At 72.1% G+C, this 18,640-nt stretch carries 17 protein-coding genes and 1 pseudogene; 1 reads left to right on the forward strand and 17 read right to left on the reverse strand.

Annotated elements, in window-relative coordinates; translation table 11 throughout:
- Positions 1–93: 93 nt before the first annotated feature.
- From JK364_RS27740 to JK364_RS27820, 17 genes and pseudogenes are all read right to left on the reverse strand, one after another.
- Positions 94–1,317 carry a cytochrome P450 gene (locus tag JK364_RS27740; protein ID WP_201854052.1) on the reverse strand — a complete coding sequence of 408 codons (1,224 nt, stop codon included), beginning with the start codon at positions 1,315–1,317 and terminating at the stop codon, positions 94–96.
- 111 nt (positions 1,318–1,428) lie between these two features.
- On the reverse strand, positions 1,429–2,133 hold the full coding sequence (locus JK364_RS27745) for a response regulator (protein ID WP_201854053.1): 705 nt from the start codon (positions 2,131–2,133) through the stop codon (positions 1,429–1,431).
- Positions 2,130–3,545 carry a sensor histidine kinase gene (locus JK364_RS27750; RefSeq protein WP_201854054.1) on the reverse strand — a complete coding sequence of 472 codons (1,416 nt, stop codon included), beginning with the start codon at positions 3,543–3,545 and terminating at the stop codon, positions 2,130–2,132. The genes JK364_RS27745 and JK364_RS27750 overlap by 4 nt, the downstream gene beginning before the upstream one ends.
- Positions 3,546–3,660: 115 nt before the next feature.
- Entirely contained in the window at positions 3,661–4,575 is a 915-nt protein-coding gene (locus tag JK364_RS27755) for an alpha/beta hydrolase (protein ID WP_201854055.1), read from the reverse strand.
- A gap of 3 nt (positions 4,576–4,578) precedes the next feature.
- Positions 4,579–5,925, reverse strand: coding sequence for a kynureninase (gene kynU, locus JK364_RS27760; protein WP_372462000.1), 1,347 nt, complete (start codon positions 5,923–5,925; stop codon positions 4,579–4,581).
- Complete coding sequence (locus JK364_RS27765; protein WP_201854056.1) at positions 5,918–6,760, reverse strand: tryptophan 2,3-dioxygenase family protein; 843 nt, start codon at positions 6,758–6,760, stop codon at positions 5,918–5,920. The genes kynU and JK364_RS27765 overlap by 8 nt, the downstream gene beginning before the upstream one ends.
- 265 nt (positions 6,761–7,025) lie before the next feature.
- Positions 7,026–7,439, reverse strand: coding sequence for a DUF3151 domain-containing protein (locus JK364_RS27770; protein ID WP_201854057.1), 414 nt, complete (start codon positions 7,437–7,439; stop codon positions 7,026–7,028).
- A 63-nt stretch (positions 7,440–7,502) separates the two neighbouring features.
- Entirely contained in the window at positions 7,503–9,107 is a 1,605-nt protein-coding gene (locus JK364_RS27775; protein WP_201854058.1) for an MFS transporter, read from the reverse strand.
- 106 nt (positions 9,108–9,213) lie between these two features.
- A complete protein-coding gene (fbaA, locus tag JK364_RS27780) occupies positions 9,214–10,236 on the reverse strand; it encodes a class II fructose-bisphosphate aldolase (RefSeq protein ID WP_201854059.1) in 1,023 nt (340 codons plus the stop codon).
- Positions 10,237–10,412: 176 nt separating this feature from the next.
- Positions 10,413–10,958 (reverse strand): orotate phosphoribosyltransferase, encoded by a 546-nt coding sequence (gene pyrE / locus JK364_RS27785; protein ID WP_201854060.1) that lies wholly within the window; start codon positions 10,956–10,958, stop codon positions 10,413–10,415.
- A gap of 96 nt (positions 10,959–11,054) precedes the next feature.
- On the reverse strand, positions 11,055–11,870 hold the full coding sequence (locus tag JK364_RS27790) for an aldose epimerase family protein (RefSeq protein ID WP_201854061.1): 816 nt from the start codon (positions 11,868–11,870) through the stop codon (positions 11,055–11,057).
- Between the two features lie 25 nt (positions 11,871–11,895).
- Positions 11,896–12,807 carry an SRPBCC domain-containing protein gene (locus tag JK364_RS27795; protein WP_201854062.1) on the reverse strand — a complete coding sequence of 304 codons (912 nt, stop codon included), beginning with the start codon at positions 12,805–12,807 and terminating at the stop codon, positions 11,896–11,898.
- Positions 12,808–12,956: 149 nt separating this feature from the next.
- A complete protein-coding gene (locus JK364_RS27800; RefSeq protein WP_201854214.1) occupies positions 12,957–14,531 on the reverse strand; it encodes a polyamine aminopropyltransferase in 1,575 nt (524 codons plus the stop codon).
- A 267-nt stretch (positions 14,532–14,798) separates the two neighbouring features.
- Positions 14,799–15,314: pseudogene (locus JK364_RS27805) on the reverse strand (DUF2617 family protein); the annotation flags it as partial.
- Positions 15,315–15,760: 446 nt separating this feature from the next.
- Entirely contained in the window at positions 15,761–16,066 is a 306-nt protein-coding gene (locus tag JK364_RS27810) for a hypothetical protein (RefSeq protein WP_201854063.1), read from the reverse strand.
- Positions 16,067–16,174: 108 nt separating this feature from the next.
- Positions 16,175–17,095: an alpha/beta fold hydrolase gene (locus tag JK364_RS27815; RefSeq protein WP_201854064.1), complete on the reverse strand. Its 921-nt coding sequence runs from the start codon at positions 17,093–17,095 to the stop codon at positions 16,175–16,177.
- Positions 17,096–17,256: 161 nt separating this feature from the next.
- The gene (locus tag JK364_RS27820; protein ID WP_201854065.1) at positions 17,257–18,201 is read right to left on the reverse strand and encodes a DUF5996 family protein; all 945 of its coding nucleotides are present in this window, start codon (positions 18,199–18,201) and stop codon (positions 17,257–17,259) included.
- A gap of 205 nt (positions 18,202–18,406) precedes the next feature.
- On the opposite strand from JK364_RS27820, the gene JK364_RS27825 reads away from it, so the two are divergent.
- Complete coding sequence (locus JK364_RS27825) at positions 18,407–18,628, forward strand: hypothetical protein (RefSeq protein ID WP_201854066.1); 222 nt, start codon at positions 18,407–18,409, stop codon at positions 18,626–18,628.
- Positions 18,629–18,640 lie beyond the last annotated feature (12 nt).

Below are 18,640 nucleotides of genomic sequence, written 5' to 3' on the forward strand. Positions count from 1 at the left end.
TCGGCCCACCACGTCCCGGCAACCGCCCCCCGTTGTCCACAGGCTGTGGACAACGGGGGGCTCTTCTGTCCCGACCGCCTTCGCCGGCTCCGCTCAGAGCTCGACCCGCAGCTCCCGCAGACCGCGGATGACGAAGTTCGCCCGCCGCTCCGGCTCCTTGACCAGCCGCAGTCCGGGCGCCTTGCGGAGCAGTGCGCCGAAGGAGGCGATCAGCTCCAGTCGGGCCAGCGGGGCGCCCAGGCAGTAGTGGATACCGGCGCCGAAACTGATGTGGGGGTTGTCGGTGCGGGAGAGATCGAGGGTGTCGGGGCGGTCGAAGCGGGCCGGATCGCGGTTGGCCGAGCCGAAGAGCAGCGCGACCTCGCTGCCGCGCGGGAGGACCGTGCCGCCGACCTCGATGTCCTCCAGCACCCACCGCTCGAAGAGCTGCAGCGGGGTGTCGTAGCGCAGCAGCTCGTCCACGGCGGTGGGCAGCAGCGCGTCGGGGTCGGCACGGAGCAGGGCGAGCTGCTCGGGGTGGCGGAAGAGCGCCCACCAGCCGTTCCCGGTGGTGTTGACCGTAGCCTCGTGGCCCGCGTTGAGCAGCAGCACACAGGTGGAGATCATCTCCTGCTCGGTGAGCCGGTCGCCCTCGTCGTACGCGGCGATGAGCCCGCTGATCAGATCGTCCCCCGGGGCCCTGCGGCGCGCCTCGATCAACTCGCGCAGATACGCGGAGAATTCGACGGACGCGCGCACGGCCCGGCGCGCCGTGTCCTCGCCCGGACTCAGCTCGTACATCCCGCAGATGTCCGCCGACCAGGGCCGCAGGGCGGGGCGGTCGGCGGGCGGAATGCCCAGCATCTCGGCGATCACGGCGACCGGCAGCGGTTCGGCGACCGTTTCGATGAGATCGCCGCCGCCCGCGGTGACGAGGGAGTCGACGAGTTCCTCCGCGAGCCGCTGGATCGTCGGCACCAGCGCCTCGACCGTCCGCGGGGTGAACGCCTTGGAGACGAGCCGCCGCAGCCGGGTGTGGTCCGGCGGTTCCAGGTCGAGCATGCCGTGGTCGTTGAGGGTGTGAAACGGCTCGTGCTCGGGCGGCGGCGCGGTGCGGCCGAACTCCTCATGGCCGAAGCGGTGGAGATAGGTGCGGCCGAGCCTGCGGTCCCGCAGCAGGGCGCCGACATCCGCGTGCCGCGGGATCAGCCACTGGCGGGAGGGCTCGAACCAGTGCACCCGGCCGCGCTCGCGCAGCTCGGCGTAGGCCGGATACGGGTCCGCGACGAACGACGGCCGCCAGGGGTCGAAGGCGGGGGCTTCCGCACTGCTGCTCATCCCCGGACGGTACCGCCGGGCCCGCCCGGCCTCCAGGGGTCGCCGGATGCCTGCAACGGGCCCAGATGCCTCGGGGGAAGTCCCGTGGGCTCACCGGGCCGGTCAGCCTCGTCAGCCCCCAGGCGTCACCAGGCGGACCTCGTAGGCGAACACCGCCGCCTGGGTGCGGTCGCGCAGCCCCAGCTTCACCAGGATCCGGCTGACATGCGTCTTCACCGTCGACTCGGCGACGATCAGCCGCTCGGCGATCTCGGCGTTGGAGCAGCCCTGGGCGACCAGCACCAGGACCTCGTTCTCCCGCTCGGTCAGCTCGGCCAGCCGCCCCCGCGGGGAGGGAAGCGGACCGCCGAACCCGGCGGCCTCGCCGATCCGCGAGAACGTGCTGATCAGACGCTTGGTGACGGTCGGGGCAAGCAGCGCCTCGCCCGCCGCGACGACGCGTACCGCATCGCCGAGCTGCCGCGCGGAGGCGTCCTTGAGCAGGAAGCCGCTCGCTCCGGCGCGCAGCGCCTGGTAGACGTACTCGTCCAGATCGAAGGTGGTCAGGACGAGCACCTTGGCGTCCGCGTCCGCCGCGACGATCTCGCGGGTGGCCTCGAGACCGTTGACCTCCGGCATCCGGATGTCCATCAGGACGACATCGGGGTGCAGGGCGGCCACCTGGGCGATGGCCTGGCGCCCGTCGACCGCCTCGCCGACGACCTCGATATCGGGCTGGGCGTTCAGCAGCACGGAGAAGCCCTCGCGGACCATCACCTGGTCGTCGGCGATCAGTACGCGGATGGGAGAGGGGAGGGAGGGGGCGTCGGTGGTCATGGCTTCATCGTCTCCCCCTCCGGGGCGGGCCCCTTCTTCAGCCCCAGCGCCTGGCCCGACGTCTGGCCCGACGCCTCCGGTCCGGGCGCCTCCGGTCCGGACGCCTCCGCTTCGGGGACCGCAGCGGCCGGGATGAAGACCGCGACCTCGTAGCCGCCGTCCTCCTCCACCGCGCCCGCCGTCATCTCCCCGTTCAGCATGGCCACGCGCTCCCGCATCCCGAGCAGCCCATGGCCCATGCCCGGCGAGGGCCGTACGGCCTGGGTGGGCGGGCCGTTGACGATCCGCAGGCCCAGACCGCCGAGGACGTACGCGACTTCGACGCGGGCGGTGCTGCCGGGCGCGTGCCGCAGCGCGTTGGACAGCGTCTCCTGGACGATCCGGTACGCGGACAGCTCCACCCCGGAGGGCAGCGGCCGTACGGCGCCGGTGGTGATGTGCTCGACGGTCAGCCCGGCCGCCCGGACCCCCGCGAAGAGCGTGTCGAGCGTGGCGAGGGTCGGCTGGGGCGCCTCGGGGTCGGCGTCGGCGTAGGCATCGGGGTCGTCGGCGCGGACGACGCCGAGGACGCGGCGGAGTTCGGTGAGCGCGGCGACGGCGTTCTCGCGGATGGTCGCGAAGCTGGTGGCCAGCTCCTCGGGCGGGTTCGCCACCCGGTAGGGCGCCGCCTCGGCCTGGATGGCGATCACCGACATGTGGTGCGCGACGACGTCGTGCAGCTCACGGGCGATGGTCGCGCGCTCCTCCAGCAGGGTGCGGCGGGAGCGCTCCTCGTGGGTGGCCGACTGCTGCACGGCGACCTGCTGCTTGGTCTCGCGCAGACTGCGCCGGGCGACGACGGCGCCCACGATGAGGCAGGAGGTGATCACCATGGGGAAGGCGTTCGTGTGCCCCCTATCGGCACTGAAATCGCAGGCGATCCCGAACGCCGCCGTGAGCAGCAGCATCTGCCCGGCCACCCGCGGGCGGTTCTGGCTCGCGACGATCATCATCACCGCGATGTGCGAGGCGAAGAGGGTCGTCGGCCAGGGCCACATGCTGTCCCAGATCGGTTCGGGGACGCCCAGGCCCCAGACGACGCTCCCCCCGAACGACAGCCACCAGGCGCCGATCGGCCGGTAGAGCGCCACCAGCACGGGCACGCTGCTGAGCAGAGCCGTCCCCACGCCCTCGATTTCGCCTGCCACGGCCATGAGGTAGAAGGCGAAGGCCGTGAGCGCGGCATGCGGCAGCCACGGCGCGTACGGCCGGACCCGCCTGGGCATCTTGCGCACCAGCGGATGCGTGGCGGCGAGAGGCGGCACGGGGCGGAGGGCGAACGCGTCGGTGATCAAGTCCTTCCGCAGATCGGACAGCGCCCGGCGGATGGTGCGGAGTTCGGTCCGCGGAATCGTCTCAGTCACGCCGTCCACGGTAAGGAGCGGGCGCCGCGGCGTCGTCCCCGGGAATGCGGATTGTGCGGTGTCCGTCTGAAGTACTACGTGACGGGGTCCGGCTCGAGGTCACGTGGCGGGGTCCGGCTCGGTGTCACGTGGCCGGGTGCGCCCCGGCCAGGCAGGCGATTTCCTCGGCGACGGTGTGCGCGGCGGGCGTCGTGGGGTCGATGGGCGGGAAGTGGCCGCCGTCGCTCCTGATCAGCCGTACGTCCTGTCCGGCGCGGGCGGCCGCCGCCGCGAAGGCGTCCGCGACCGCCGGTGGCACATCGATGTCGGTGCCGCCCTGCACGATGGTGGTGGGGATCGCGGTGGGCAGCAGCGCGGCGGGGTCGGCGAGGCCCAGCCGGACCGTCAGGTCATCACCGCTGCCACCGCCACCATCGCTGCCACCACCACCGCCTTCGCCGAGGAGTTGGTCGACGGCGCCGGAGCAGACGTCCAGCGCACGGGCGGTGGCGAGGTCCGCGATGGGGGCGAGGGCGACGACACCGCGGAGCGGGGAGGGGGCGGGCAGATGCCAGGGAGTCCCGGACGGCAGCCGATGCCGGGCCGCCGCCCACAGCACGGCGTGCCCGCCCGCGGAGTGCCCGGTGAGCACCACGCGCTCCGGGTCGACACCCGGCAGCCCGAGCTCCCGGACGAGGCCCGGCACGGTGTCCACGGCCGCCGCGATGTCGTCGAACGTCTCCGGCCACCGCCCGGCCCGCGCGGCGTCCGCCCCACCGCGGCGGTACTCGACGGACGCCACCGCCAGGCCGCGCCCCGCCAGGAAGGCGGCGAAGGGCGAGACATGGCGGCGGTCGTAGGGGGCGCGCCAGGCGCCGCCGTGGAAGAGGAGGACCAGCGGGGCGGGGCGGGCGGCCCCGTCCGTCCCGGGTGGCGAAAGGTAGAAGTCCACCACCTGGTCCGGATGTTCGCCGTACGCGGCGGTCCGGGCCGGTTCCACGGGCGCGAGCCCGAAGACCGACGTCTCCTCGTCCGCCGCCCCCGCCGTCGCCCCGCCCATCGGTCAGCCCTCCGTCAGCACATCGGCCAGCACCCGCGCCGCCCGCTCCACCTCGGCGAAGCCCGTGTAGAGCGGGGTGAAGCCGAAGCGCAGCACATCGGGGCGGCGGAAATCGCCCACGACACCGCGCCGTACCAGCTCCGCCATCACCTCCCCGGCCTTCCCCGACGCCACGCACCGCAGCGCCACCTGGCTGCCGCGCTCGGCGTGCGCGGTGGGGGTGATCGACCGGACGTGGCCCGCCGGGACGTACGTCTCGACGCAGCGGAGGAAGAAGTCCGTCAGGGCCAGGCTCTTGGCCCTGACGTCGTCGATCGTCACGTCGTCCCACACCTCGAGCGCGGCCTCCAGCGCCAGCATCGAGAGGATGTCCGGGGTGCCGACGCGGCCGCGGACCGCGCCGTCGGCCGGGGTGTAGGCGGAGGCCATGCCGAAGGGGTCGGCATGCGAGTTCCAGCCGGGCAGCGGCGAGTCGAAGCGGGGCTGATGGGCCTGGGCGACATACAGATACGCGGGCGCGCCGGGCCCGCCGTTGAGGTACTTGTACGTGCAGCCCACCGCGAGGTCCACCCCATGGGCGTCCAGTCCGACCGGCAGGGCGCCCGCGCTGTGGCACAGGTCCCACACCACGAGCGCGCCCGCCGCGTGCACGGCGGCCGTGGTCCCAGGCAGGTCGTGGCGGCGGCCGGTGCGGTAGTCCACGTGGTTGACGAGCGCGACGGCGGTACGCGCGCCGGCGGCGGTCGGGACGTCGCCCGCGGCCACCGGCCGCACGGTGCAGCCGGTCATCCGGGCGGCGGACTCGGCGATATAGCCGTCGGTGGGGAAGGTGGCCTCGTCGACCAGGATCTGATCGCGATGGGCGCCGCGCTCCTGGGCGATCCGTACGGCCGCGACGACCGCCTTGAAGACGTTCACGCTCGTCGAGTCGCCCACCACGACCTGGCCGGGGGCGGCGCCGACGAGCCGGCCGACGCGGTCTCCGATCCGCTCCGGCGCGGTCCACCAGCCGCTCTCCTCCCAGGAGCGGATGCGCAGCTCACCCCATTCGCGGGCGACCACATCGGCCAGCCGGGGCGGGACGGCGCGGGGCAGCGCGCCCAGCGAGTTGCCGTCGAGGTAGATCGTGTCGTCGAGGGTGAAGGCGTCGCGCTTGGCGCGCAGCGGGTCGGCCGCGTCGAGCCCGGCGGCCTCCTCGGCCAGAGCGGCCCCGTCGGCCAGAGTGGCGGCCTCGTCGGCCGGAGCGGCCCTGTGCGGGCCGGGCTCGGCCGCACCGGGCCGAGTGGCGGTCGGCTCGGGCTCGGGCGGCACGGCACCAGCCGACTCCGTCGGAATCGTCGCGTCAGACATGGCTGCGCGCCGTCCACAGCTCGGGGAAGACGTTCTTGGCCGCGCGCTTCTCCAGCCAGGCGACCCCGGCCGAGCCACCGGTGCCGGTCTTGGAGCCCATCGCCCGCCGCGTCGCCACCAGGTGGTCATTGCGCCAGCGCCACACCAACTCGGCGACCTCGGTGAGCGCCTCGCCGAGCCGGACCAGCTCGCCGTCGCGCGGGCCGGAGTAGATCTCCTCCCAGACCCGCTCCACCCCGGGATCCGGTTCATGGCGCAGGGCGGGATCGCGGTCCAGCACCGCGGCCGGAACGGCGAGGCCACGACGGGCGAGATGGCTCAGCACCTCGTCGTAGAGGCTGGGCTCGGTCAGCGCCTTCTCCAGCTCGGCGTGGACCCGCGGCGCGCCCCGGTGCGGGACGAGCATGGACGCGGACTTCTCGCCGAGCAGGAACTCCAGCCGCCGGTACATCGCCGACTGGAAGCCGGAGCCCTCGCCGAGCGCGGAGCGGTACGCGTTGAACTGGCCGGGGGTGAGATGGGCCAGCGGTGTCCACGAGGCGTTGAGCGACTCCAGCTCGTAGGCCGAGCGCTGGAGCGCGGCCATCGCGGTGGGCAGATCGTCCTCGCGCAGCGCCTGCGCGGCGGTCTGCCACTCATGGACGATCACGGTGAACCACAGCTCCATGACCTGGGTGGTGACCAGGAACACCATCTCGCCGGGGTCGTCGGAGAGAGGGTGCTGGAGGTGGGTGAGCACGGACGCCTGGACGTAGTCCTCGTACGGCGTGGTGCCGTCGAAGTCCAGATTCGGGGCGTCGGACTCGACGTGGTCAGGGACAGGTCGCTGCGACATCGCATCTCCTGAGTACTGCTCGCTACCGGGTAGCGGTCCGCCCCTTCCCTTCGGTCTCGGAGCCCCGGTCCCCTCGGGGCCCACAGCCGAAGGGGGCCCCGCTCCGCATCATCCGCGCAGCGCGGAGGATCGGCAAGTACGGAAGGGGCCCGTGGGGCATACGACACCCCACAGGCCCGGTGCGCCTCGCGCCGTCTCAGCGGATCGGGAGATCAGCGGATCGGGAGATCAGCGGATCAGGAGAGGCGAGATCAGAAGACGTGGATCAGGAGAGCGTGTCCGCCGCGGTCGGGGAGCTCTCGCGCAGGAAGGTCGAGCAGCGCTCGTACTCCTCCTCCTCGCCGATGGACTGCGCGGCGCGCGCGAGCGCGTGCAGGGCGCGCAGGAAGCCCCGGTTGGGCTCGTGCTCGAAGGGCACCGGACCGTGGCCCTTCCAGCCGCTGCGGCGCAGGGCGTCGAGCCCGCGGTGGTAGCCGGTGCGGGCGTACGCGTAGGACTCGACCACCCGGCCGGCCTCGAACGCCTCGTCGGCGAGCTGCGCCCAGGCGAGCGAGGAGGCCGGGTACTTCGCGGCGACCTCGGACGGAGCCGCGCCGGAGGCGAGCAGCTCACGCGGCTCCGGGTCGTCGGGCAGATGGGTCGGGGGCGGTCCCCCGAGCAGATTCTCGTGAATGGCCATGGGTTCCAGTCTGCCTGGTCCGGGGCCCCATCCGACACGCTCAAGCCATGAGGAGGACATGAGTCAGGTACGGGGGCTCGGCTCGCCCGGGTCCAGGGGTGGCGCGGACACCCCGCAGTGGTAGGCGCACTCGGGGCGGCACGGCGGCCCCGCCGCCCGCGCGACGCCCTCGGCGCCCTCCGCGGGCACCACGGCCCCGGCTCCCTCCGGCTCCGCCCCCAGCTCGGCGCCCGCCGGCTCCAGCACGTCCGAGCGCACCGTGCGCCAGGCGAGGATCGCCCCCAGCACCAGCACCCCGGCGCAGATCGGCATCGCCCGCCGGAAGGTGCTCGAGAAGGCGTCCGCCGATCGGTACGCCTCCGGGCCCATCCCCGCGAGCAGCGGCAGCGCCGCCACCGCGACCAGCCCGGCCGCCCGCGCCGCCGCGTTGTTCACACCGCTGGCCAGGCCCGCGCGGGCGACGTCCACCGAGGCCAGCACGGTCGCGGTGAGCGGGGCGACCACCACGACCATGCCCAGGCCCAGCACCAGCAGCGCGGGCAGGATGTCCCGCCAGTACACCGCCCCCACCCCGGCCCGGGTCATCAGCAGCATCCCCGCCGCGCACAGCAGCGGGCCGACGGTCAGCGGGATCCGCGGGCCGATGCGCTTGCCCAGCTCTCCCGAACGGGCCGACAGCAGCAGCATCAGCGTGGTCGTGGGCAGCAGCGCGGTACCGGCGGCGAGCGCGGAGTAGCCCACCACCACCTGGAGGTCGAGCACCGAGAGGAAGAAGAAGCCGCCGAAGGCCGCGTAGACGCACAGGGTCACCACATTGACGGCGCTGAACTGGTGGGAGGCGAAGATGGACAGCGGCAGCATCGGCTCGCGCAGCCTCCGCTCCACGACGATGAAGACCGCCCCCAGCGCCAGCCCGGCGACACCCGGAACCACCACGGCGGGCGAGGCGCCCTTCTGCGGCGCGGCGATCAGCGCATAGGTGACCAGGGCGAGGGCCGCCGCCCCCAGCATGGCGCCGAGGACGTCGAACCGGCCGCGCGGCAGCGGATCGCGGGTCTCCGGTACGTGGCGCAAAGCCACCGGCACACACACCGCCGCCAGCGGCACATTGATGAAGAACACCCAGCGCCAGCCGGGCCCGTCCACCAGCCAGCCGCCGAGGAACGGCCCGATCGCCGCCCCGATGCCGCCGAAGCCGGACCACAGCCCGATCGCCCGCGCCCGGTCATCGGGGTGGATCACCGATTGGATCAGCGCCAGCGACCCGGGGGTGAGCAGCGCCCCGCCGATGCCCTGGAACGCCCGCGCGGCGATGAGCACCCCGGCGTTCGGCGCCAGCCCGCACACCAGCGAGGCCAGCGCGAACCACACCACCCCGATGACGAAGACCCGCCGCCGCCCGAACCGGTCCCCGAGTGCCCCGCCGAGCAGGATCAGCCCGGCGAGGGTGAGCATGTAGGCGTTGACGGTCCACTGGAGTACGGGCAGATCGGCGCCCAGGTCGAGGCCGATACGCGGCAGGGCGACATTGACGACGGTGCTGTCGAGCAGGGCCATGGCGGAGCCCAGCACGGTGGTGAACACCAGCCACCGCCCGGCCGGCACGGACAGCCGTACCGGCTGACCGTTGCCCCGAGCGTGCCCCGCTCCGGACGTGGACCCGCCCATACCTGGATCATGCCCCGGGCAGCGCCCCCGGGGCCAGCCCACAACGCAAACGAGCCCGGCGGCTCGCCGGGAAGGCGAGCGCCGGGCCCGAGAGGCGAGCCGAAAACTACTTCAGCTTCGTCCCCGTCGACCGAAGATCCGCACAAGCCTTGGTGACCCGCTCAGCCATCCCCGTCTCGGCCAGCTTCCCCCAGCTCCGCGGGTCGTACGTCTTCTTGTTGCCGACCTCGCCATCCACCTTCAGCACCCCGTCGTAATTGCGGAACATGTGGTCCGCGATCGGGCGGGTGAAGGCGTACTGGGTGTCCGTGTCGAGGTTCATCTTCACCACGCCGTTCTCCAGCGCGGTGCGGATCTCCTGCTCCGTGGAGCCGGAGCCGCCGTGGAAGACGAAGAAGAACGGGTCCTGCTTGCCGTACTTCGCGCCGACACCGTCCTGGAGGTCACGCAGCAGCTCCGGGCGGAGGACGACATTGCCCGGCTTGTAGACGCCGTGGACATTGCCGAAGGAGGCGGCCAGCAGATAGCGGCCCTTGTCGCCCAGGCCCAGGGCCTCGGCGGTGCGCAGGGCGTCGTCCACCGTCGTGTACAGCTTGTCGTTGATCTCGTGGGTGACGCCGTCCTCCTCGCCACCGGTCGGGGTGATCTCGACCTCGAGGATGATCTTCGCCTTGACGGCCTCGGCCAGCAGCTCCTGCGCGATGTCGAGGTTGTCGGCGAGGGTCTCGGCGGAGCCGTCCCACATATGGGACTGGAACAGCGGGTTCTGGCCCTTGGCGACGCGCTCCTGCGAGATCTTGAGCAGCGGACGGACATAGCCGTCCAGCTTGTCCTTCGGGCAGTGGTCGGTGTGGAGGGCGATGTTGACCGGGTACTTCCCGGCCACGACATGCGCGAGCTCGGCGAGCCCGACCGCACCGGTCACCATGTCCTTCTTGTACTGGCCACCCAGGAACTCGGCACCACCGGTGGAGATCTGGACGATGCCGTCGCTCTCCGCCTCGGCGAAGCCGCGCAGGGCGGCGTGCAGAGTCTGCGTCGAGGTCACGTTGATCGCCGGGTAGGCGAACTTGCCCGCCTTCGCCCGGTCGAGCATCTCGTTGTAGATCTCAGGGGATGCGATGGGCATCTGACCGCTCCTTGTATGTGCGGGTTAGTCGTACTTGGCCCTGACCTAGGGGCGACGTCATCGTCGGGGCCATAATCCCAGACTCCGCCGATTGCTCCACACGGCGCACGCCGAGACCACACGGACGGGGGCGGGTGGTTTCACGTGAAACCTCCCACCTCCCCAGCCCGCATGAGTCAGCTCAGCCCGAGGTCGGTGAGCGAGTACGCCGGGAGGTACGGCAGCCCGGCGTCCGCGATCGCGGGCGCGGCGCCGCGCTCGACGATCGTCGCGACCGCGACGACCTCCGCGCCCGCCTCCCGTGCCGCCTCCACCGCGGTCAGCGGTGAACCGCCGGTGGTGGAGGTGTCCTCGACCACCAGCACCCGGCGGCCCGCGATGTCCGGGCCCTCGATCCGCCGCTGCATACCGTGCGTCTTCTGGGCCTTGCGGACCACGAAGGCGTCGAGCCGACGCCCGCGCGCGGCGGCGGCGTGCAGCATGGACGTGGCCACCGGGTCGGCGCCCAGCGTCAGCCCGCCCACCGCGTCGTACTCCAGATCGGCCGTGGTCTCGAGCATGACCTGCCCGACCAGCGGCGCGGCGTCGGCGTCCAGGGTGATCCGGCGCAGGTCGATGTAGTAGTCGGCCTCACGCCCGGAGGAGAGGGTCACCTTGCCGTGGACCACGGCCTTGTCCTTGATCTGCTGCAGCAGGGCGTCACGCACATCGCTCATGCGCATGAGCTTATGCGGTGGCCCTCGGAACCCCCCAAGCCGCTCCGTACCGTGAGACCGACCGCATCAGGCCTGAGGCCGGCCGCGTCAGGCCAGTGCGCGTCAGGCCAGTGTGCGCCAGCTCCAGGTCATGGCGATCTCCAGCGGATCGATGGGGGTGACCAGCCGCGGCATGAGGTTGAGGCCGTTGGGCGGGCCGGACTGCGGTTCGACGCACACCGCCTCCGCCTGCTCGTCGTAGACGACCACCCACTCCGTCCGGCTGGTGACCTTCAGCTCGAGCCGGCCGGGCCAGGTGAGCGTGACGTCCACCCCCTGCGGCATCCCGAAGCAGTCGTCCCAGGGGCCGGGCTTCGGCTCGGTCCGGCGGCCGGTGGGGAGGTGGTCCTCGCCGCGCTCCTCCTGCCATGCGGCGTCGAAGGCGATCTCGGCATCGGCGCCGCCGTCGCCCAGGTTCCGCAGGAACCACGGATGCCAGCCCGCCTGCGCCGGGAAGGAATCGCCCTCGGTCTCCACGCTCATGGTGACGGTCAGGCTGTCCGGGGAGAGCTCGAAGGTCTGGGTGACCCGGCCCTCGTACGGCCAGGGGTCGGCGAGGTCGTAGATGAAGGCCGCACTGGACCGCCCCGTGCCGGCGGGGGCCCATTCGACGTTCCGGCCGGTCCCGTGGATCGCGTGCGGCGGGGAGTTGATGGGCAGCTGGTGGGTCCGCCCGCCGTTGCGGAACCGGCCAAGACCGGTCCGGCCGCACCACGGCACCATCGGGAACGACCCGAACCGCGGGCCCTGCCGCAGCAGCTCCGTACCGCCGATGCGCAGTGAACCGATACGGCAGCCGTTCTCGGGTGAGACGGTCAGCTCGGCGTCCCCGGCGGTCAGCCGTACGCCCTTGGTCTCCGTTGTGTCTTCGGTGGTCACAAACACCGAGCCTATGCGCCCGGGCTCATCGGCGGCGGCGAAGTACGCGACGGCCCACGACGACGACGGAGGCGAGCACGACGGCCGCGGCGGGCGCGGCCCAGCGCAGTGTGGCGCTGGTGGAGACGGTCTCGGGCGCGGGCACCGGGGCGTAGCGACCGCGCGGCGGGGCGTGGTCGACCTCCTCGGTGGAGCGGCCGATCATCGTGCGGCGGGCGTGGGCGGCCTCGGCCGGGGGCTCCTCGTCCAGGTCGTCGAGCTCGCCGAAGCCGACGGGCTCCTCGACGCCGTCCACCTCGTCGAGGTCCTCGAGGTCGCCGACGTCCTCGATGTCCATGTCGTCGGCCGACAGCGGAAGCTCGGCCTCGGTCGGCAGCCCGGTCTCGTCCGCGGCGGCGGCCGCACCCGCGTCAGCGCCCGCACCGGTGGTCTCGTCAGCGGCCTCTTCGGCGGTCTCGTCAGCGGCCCGGCCCGGGGCCTCGTCCTCCGTGGGCGCGCTGATCGGGGACGTCTCCAGCCCGGCCGTGAGCGCCGCGGCGAACCGGTCCAGCATGCGGCGGGCCACGGTGATGGACGCCTCGTCGTCGAACTCGGCCAGCCGCCCCTCGCTGTGGACCGTCCCGGAGCACCTCAGCTCCGTACCGCCCGCGACGGGCTTCGGCGTGATGGTCAGCGCGAGCTTCACCGAGCCGCTGCCGCGAACCTCGCCGCCCTCGCCCTCGACCTCGAAGGCATCGGCGCGCCGGACGACGCGCAGCGCGCCGCGATAGGTGATGGTGGACCCGCCGATGCGCAGCCGCAGCCGGCCGGCCAGCGGACCGGCGGCCTCATCGGCGTCCTGCTGGAGCCCGGGAACGCAACGAGCGACGCGGGCGGGCTCCGCGAGCGCCAGCCGGACGGTGTCGACGGGAAACGGAACGAACACCTCATGCTCCATAGCTCAAGACAGTACCCATCGCACGTTCCCTGAGACCCGTTCCCGTGCAACTTTCCGCGCGCCGCTGACGTACGCCGCCGACGCGAGCCCCCGGCGCGCGGACACGCCCCGCACGCGGGTGGGCGCCCGCACCCGGGCCCGCCGGGGCGTCACTCCCCGTAGCGCGGACGCATGAGCGTCGACGGGGGCAGAGCTCCCTCTCGAGCGCGCTCGGCCGTGCGGCGGGCGGCCCGCAGCCCCTCCTCCGTCAGCGAGCGCGGCCGCGGCCGGTGCGGGGCCAGCCGCAGCCCGACCGGGGCGCGCGCCGCCAGGACGAAGCCCCAGTCGTGCGGGCTGCCGCGCCCGGGGCGCGGGGCGCCGATCACATACGGAGTGGTCCGCAGCCCGACCGAGCGCATCGTCGCGTCCACCGTCCAGAACGCCCTCGGATCGGGCCGCAGCGGCCCGGCGTGGGCCACCAGCCGGCCGCCGGGCGCCAGCACCCGCTCGGCCAGGCCGTAGAACTCCTGGGAGTAGTACTTGGTGCTCGGGGTGAGCTCGGGGGCGGGGAGATCGCACACCACCACGTCGTACGCCATGGACCGGCGCAGCCAGTCGAAGGCGTCCGCCGTCACCGCCCGCACCCGCGGATCGCGGTAGGCGCCGCCGTTGAGCGCGGACAGGCCCGGATCGCGCCGGGCCAGCCGCACCACCTCCGCGTCGCGCTCCACGACGGTCACCGAGCGCACCCCCGCGTACCGCAGGATCTCGCGCACCGCGAGCCCGTCACCCCCGCCCAGCACCAGCACCCGGGCATGCGGTCCGGCGGCCATCGCCGGGTGGATCAGCGCCTCGTGGTAACGGACCTCGTCACGCCCGCTGACCCGCAGCCGCCCGTTGAGGAAGAGGGACAGCGGCCGTCCGCTCGTCCCCCCACCCGCCAGCACGATCTCCTGCTCGCCGGTGCGCAGCGCGACCCGCACCCCCGGTCCGTAGACGGCCTGTCGGGCGGCCCGCTCGAAGGAGGGGGTCAGCACGGCACCGGCGGCCAGCGCGGCGAGCACCAGCCCATTGACGACGATCAGCGTCCACCGCGCCCGTACGCTCAGATCGCGGCGGAACAGCCAGAGCACCAGCGCGCCGCCCGCGACCGCGTTGACCGCGCCGGTGACCAGCGCGCCGGTCAGCTGGCCGAACGCGGGCAGCAGCAGAAAGGGGAAGGCGAGCCCGCCGACCAGCGCGCCCACATAGTCCGCGGCGAACAGATCGGCCACCGCGCCGCCCGCGTCCTGCCGGCGCACCCGCTGGATGAGGGTCATCAGCAGCGGCACCTCGGCCCCGATGAGCACACCGATGGCGAACGAGAAGCCGACGAGCGCGGAGCGCGACTGACCGCCCCATGCGAAGCACGCGTACAGCGCCATCGCCGAGCAGCCGCCGACGAGCGCGAGCATCGCCTCGACCGCGCCGAAGCCCACGGCGGCCCGGCAGCGCAGCCGCTTGGCCAGCAGCGAGCCGACGCCCATGGCGAAGACCATCACGGACAGCACCACGGATGCCTGGGTGACCGAGTCACCCGCCAAGTACGAGGCCAGGGCGACGAGTTCGAGCTCGTAGACGAGCCCGCAGGCGGCGCAGACGAAGACCGTGCCGAGCACGAGGAAGCGGCCGAGCCCCGCCCGCACGGGCAGCCGCGCCGGAGGGCCGGATTCCGGCGACGACGGCGCATCTGAGACGGCGGACATGGGCGAATCGATCACAAAGGGAACGCTACGTCACATATCGCTTACGTCTCGTCCCCCACACGAGTGCATTGCCGTTCGCACATCTGGCATCGATGGCCTCTCGGCCACGCGCGATCCCCTTCAGACGCAGGGGACTTGGGACGACATCCCGTCCGACATCCCGTCCGACAGTCCACCGGGCAGGCCGCCCGACGGTCCACCCGACAGACCATCCGACACCCCACCGGGCAGTCCGCCCATGTCGAGCCCACCCGCGCCCGGCGGCCGGAGCGCGGCCGGCACCCGGGCCCCCACACAGGTGCGGGTGGTGACCAACCGCCCCTCCTGGGGGTAGGCGTGCCAGGTCCGCCAGCCCACCGTGCCCTCGTTCCACTGCGCGAGCAGCGCCGTGAACGCGTTCGGGCTGCCGGGGAACGTACCGGCCAGACCGTGCGGATGGTCGGCCACCAGCGCGAGCAACTCCTGCGCGCGCCCGGCGAAGGCCCCTTGCGACAACTCCTCGACGCGCGCCGCGAATTCGTATTCGCGGCCGTCGACGAGGGTGGAAACCCCCAGCGGAAGCGGGGTGCTGTTGCCGGACATACAGGCCACGGTCTCGGAGCAACGGCTGCCCTCCCCCTCGAGGAGGACCTGGTGGGAGGCTCCCAGAAGCCTCAACTGGACAGCGAAGCCATGGAGTTGAAGATCGAGCACAGCGAGGGCGGGAAGCGGTTCCCGTCCCAGGCCCCAGGCGAGGTCAGCGGCGCGGGTATCGGTGTAGGCAGTCTTGAGGGTCGTGAGCATGGATCGGCTCCGCAAGCACGCAGTGGAAAAAGTTGGGCCAGCTCGCCCCGCGGGGGACCAGGGGCATGCGCATACGGCGGCTCGTGCCCGTGTGGGGCCGTAAGGTCGATTGGTGGTATACGGAATCATGAAATGCTGGGCGCCACATCGTTTTTACCCACCTTCGCCGGGTTTCCACCCTCTAGGGCGCTCCCTAGGCCAAGTGTTCAACAAGCCAGCGCCCGGCGCACGTTGGCGCGCCGGGCGCTGACTCATCGCTTCACGGCCGTAAGGACGGCCTGGCAACCGTATGAAGGACTTGGCGACTCTCAGAACGGCATGGCAACCGTAAGAAGGGCGTGGCGACCGTAAGGCCGCGTGGCAACCGTAAGAACGGCGTGGCAACCGTAAGGCCGCGTGGCAACCGTAAGAACGACAGCGACCGTAAAGGCCGTGGGAACCGCGGGTCAGCCACCCCCGCCGCAGCCACCGCCACCACCACCGCCGCCGCCACCGCAGCCACCCCCGCCACCGCCACCGCAGCCGCTTCCGCCGCCGCAGCCACCGCCGCCGCCGTGGTGACCACCCCCGTGATGGCCACCACCGCCGCCGCCACCGCCACCGGCCCACCAGCCGCCACCGGCGGCCCCGCTGGAACCGGCGCCCCAGGAGCGCTTGCGCCGCCCGCTGTACCCCTTCGACCGACCGGCGCCCAGCGCGGCGAGCGCCGCGAACGTGAACGCCAGCACGACCAAGATGACAACAGGACCCATGGTCCTCACTCTCCTTCCAACCCCCGTAGCGAGGTACCGCTTCGTACCTGCCGGGTCCCATGCCCGACCTCATGCGGGGTCAAAGCGGAGTTGAGGAAGTCCAGAGGTTCAGCTCCCGGAGGCCGCGCTGTCCACGGCCTGAACGGCGACGCGCTCGATCGCCCGTACGGCGACATCCGGCTGGTCGACGTAGATGTAGTGCGCGCTGCTCTTGGCGGTGCTCAGCTTGGAGCGGCTGGAGACCGCGAGCCACTTGCGCTGGCCGTTGGTCCACGCCCGCTCCAGGCCCGGCCCGTAGTCGGGCACCTCCGCGAGGTACTGCTTCCCGTGGTGGATCACCTCCACCGGGATGTCCCCGGCGGAACGGACCTTCCCGTCCGGCACCGTGAGCTTTTCCGGCTCCCCTCCGTGAAGGATCGCGAGGGTCTGATCACGCAACGCGACCGCCGGGCCGGTGGCGGACTCGGGGATTCCCTTGTTGAGATCGGCGGTCTGGGTCGGTGAGGTGGCGTCCATCAGGACCAGACCCTTGATCCTGTCCTGGTGGTCGGGGGCGTACCGGGCGGCGATCAGCCCACCCAGCGAATGCCCGGCCAGGACGACCGGGTCGTCACCGGCGACCCGGTCGAGCACCGCGGTCAGCACCTTCCCCGTGCTCTCGAGGGTCTGCGGCCCATCGGGCTTGTCACTGGCGCCTTCGCCGAGCCGGTCGTAGGAACAGACCCGGTTCTTCTTGCTCAGGGTCTTCTGGAGCCCGGCCATCTTCTCCAGACCGTCGCCGCCGCCGACCACCAGCATGATGACCGGCATGCCGTCCGCCGAATTCCCCGAACAGGACACATTCACCAACCGGCCACCGACCTCGATCTTCTTGGTGCCGGTGAGCAGGTCCTGATCGCCCGCCTTCTTCGACGCGGCGGCGGACGTCTCCGCATCCGCCTTCGTGTCATCCTCACAACCGACCAGCCCCACACCGGCCACGGCGCAGGACAGCGCGATCACGGCGGACACCCTGGCATTGCGGATCATCAATTCTCCCCCTCAGACGTTTGGGTCAGCCGCTCCCCGCGACTGTCCCAAACGCTATGGATCCGGAACCCCGGAATCGTCCCCAAGCGGAGCGCACCCGCCCGTAGCTCGCCCGGGGGACAGCCCGCCGCGGACGCCGGGCAGGCTCCGCCGGACACCCCCTAGCGATGCTCCCAGTGGTGGGGGTCGGCTTCCAGGACCGCGCGGTCCCAGTCGGCCAGTTCGGCGGTCGCCTCATAGGTGCTGTGCAGGAATTCGCTCAGCGTCCGGTCCGGATCGGGTGCGGTGGCGACCGCCTCGTAGGGCAGCACGAATTCGCCGACATCCCGCCGGTACGAGGCCGTCGCGGGCTGGACCGGCTGGTCGGCGAAGCCGGCGGGCTCGGGGTAGGCGTACGAGTAGAAGCCGCCCTCCTCACCGCCGCCGGGCCAGAAGCCGCAGCTGGAGAGCTCGACGGAGTACGCCTCCTGCGTCACCCGGTCCGGCAGGTTCGGCACACCACCGGGGGGATGCGGCGGCGCGGTGCGGCCGGAGAAGCGGGTGACGGCCAGGTCCATCGCTCCCCAGAAGAAGTGCACGGGGCTGGCCTTGCCGACGAAATGGGACCGGAATTCCCCGAACACCCGGTGTGCGTTCAGCAATTGACCCCAGAAGAGCCGGGTGGCGTACGGGTCGTACGCCGCATGCCGGTGGTCCTCCGGGAACGGGATCGCCACGGGCACCTCGTTCGGCCGGGGGTACATCCGGGTCTGGATGCCCAGGTCTCCCAGCAGGCCCATGATCTCCGAGTAGAACTGGGACACCGGTTTGGACTCCAGCGCCACCTCGCGCCGGCTTCCGTCACTGACCCGGATCCCCAGCCGGTGTTCGATAAAATCGAACTCGATATCGAACGCTCCGGTCCGGTACGGGACCGTGGACGTGCTCAGCCCGCGCGGGGTGACGTACAAGGTCACCTGCCACCACTGATTGGCCGGTGGCGCGTGGTCCAGCCGGATCTTGCCGACGATCTGGGTCCACATGTGCAGGGTGTCCCGGGTCTCGGCCCAGTCCTCCAGCCGAAGCCGTGGCCAGGCGCCGGCCTGCTGTGTCCGCTGCTCGGCCATCTCGCCTCCCGCGGGACTCACCGCTCTGGCGACAACGCACGGTCGATGAATTCCGGCCCGGCCGAGTACCCGCCCATCCCGCCACTCAAAACCAGCGCGGAAACCCGCGGGTGTACCCCGCGCCGGGGGTGGAAGATGTCGCCGGCGTGGAGGCCAACCGTCCGCAAGGACATCGCCGTGCTCCCGCGTAGGCTCATACTGAGACATGACAAAGCCCACGGCACCGAAGCGTCATCTGCCCACCAGCCCCTTCAAGGCCCCGGTCGCACCGGCTCCCAAGCACTTCGCCATGGGCGACCAGGTCACCCACGACATCTACGGCCTCGGCCGGGTGATCGGCATCGAGAGCGGAATCGCGGCGCTCGTGGATTTCGGCTCGGCGCAAATGCGGATCTTGAGCCCGTACGCCAAGATGACCAAGCTGTAGGGCCGCTGTGCC

Source organism: Streptomyces endocoffeicus, from assembly GCF_016741935.1.
Lineage (GTDB): Bacteria > Actinomycetota > Actinomycetes > Streptomycetales > Streptomycetaceae > Streptomyces > Streptomyces endocoffeicus.